This window comes from Streptomyces sp. NPDC047315, assembly GCF_040643215.1.
Taxonomy (GTDB): Bacteria; Actinomycetota; Actinomycetes; order Streptomycetales; family Streptomycetaceae; genus Streptomyces.
Genome location: NZ_JBEYTZ010000119.1, coordinates 1 through 1,191 on the forward strand (window position 1 = coordinate 1; position 1,191 = coordinate 1,191).

General features: G+C 70.9%; 1 protein-coding gene and 1 pseudogene. One reads left to right on the forward strand and one right to left on the reverse strand.

Going from position 1 to position 1,191, the window contains the following annotated elements; translation table 11 throughout:
• Positions 1–197, reverse strand: a pseudogene (locus ABZ842_RS38835) (polysaccharide deacetylase family protein); the annotation flags it as partial.
• A 391-nt stretch (positions 198–588) separates the two neighbouring features.
• Between ABZ842_RS38835 and ABZ842_RS38840 the strand changes: the two are divergent.
• A partial coding sequence (locus tag ABZ842_RS38840; RefSeq protein WP_361548601.1) for an AMP-binding protein occupies positions 589–1,191 on the forward strand: 603 nt, incomplete at its 3' end.

A 1,191-nucleotide genomic window follows, 5' to 3' on the forward strand; every position in this document is an offset into this window, starting at 1 on the left:
TCCACGAGGCCGTTGGTGCTCTCCACGACGACGGCGCGGGGAGGCTCGGACGACGGGCCGGGCGCGGCGAGCCAGGCGGTCAGCTCCGGCACGCGTTCCGCGCCCCAGTGGGTCGGGGCCGTCGCCCGGTTCCCTTCGGCGTCGATGACCTCCACGTCGTAACCATCGGCTGACCAGGCGATTCCTGCGTACAGCATGCGTGTTCCTCCTCGGAACCGGGGATGGAGACGGGCACGGGGGCACAGCGGCACACGGTGTACGGGCGGCTGCGGAACACCGGTGCGGGCCGGCACGGTGGGGGATCCAGCTGTCCTGTGGGACGGGGGAGCTCCGCGGTGTGGATGGGCGATGACCGGAGCAGATCCAGGATTGCTGGCTCCGGTTTTCTGCGGAGTTGGCTGGTGCACCCCCTCTGACGAGGGGTTTTGTTGCAGTGATCAGGTTCTGGCCAGGTTCGGCCAACGCACCCGATGCCCGCCGATGTCCATGAACTCTCCATCATTGCGACATAAGTGCGACACAGGCACGCTATTGTTCGCATGCCCTGGCGAAGGTCCAGACCATATCCAAGGGCAACAACCGTGCGCCATGCCCGTGAACGTCTCCTGTGCCATCGCATCGCCGGCCCAACTACCCCCGGGGATCACGCTCTTGGAGGACATCATCAACGCCCAGCCCGCACCGTTGACCGTGCCCGACCTGCTCGACGCCCGGGCCGCGAAACAGCCCGACCGGGTCGCGATCGAGGTGCGCGGCGGCGGCTCACTCACTTACGGGGGCTGGCGCGTGCAAGCCCTGCGGGCCGCCCGCGGACTGCTGGACGCCGGGGTCCGGCCCGGCGAACTCGGGGCCCTGCGCTTCACCGACCGCGAGTGGGACGCCTACGCGGTCGCGGTCCTCGCCGTCCACTACGCCGGGGCCGCAGCGCTGCCGCTCCGCGCCGACCTGACCGAACCGGAGGCCGTACGGCTCGCCGACATCTGTGGCGCCACGACGGTCCTGCGCGGAACCGAACTGCCCGTGCTGGCAGTCGACTTGGGCTGGGCCAACCTGGCGCTGGTCGACGTCGAGGCAGCCGGAGACGCTCCCGCCGGGCCCGGCCCGTCGCTCGGCCGCAGGCGTACGGGCCCCGCCCCCGCAGACCTCGCCCAGGTCGTCGGCACCTCCGGCACCACCGGCGACCCCAAGGGC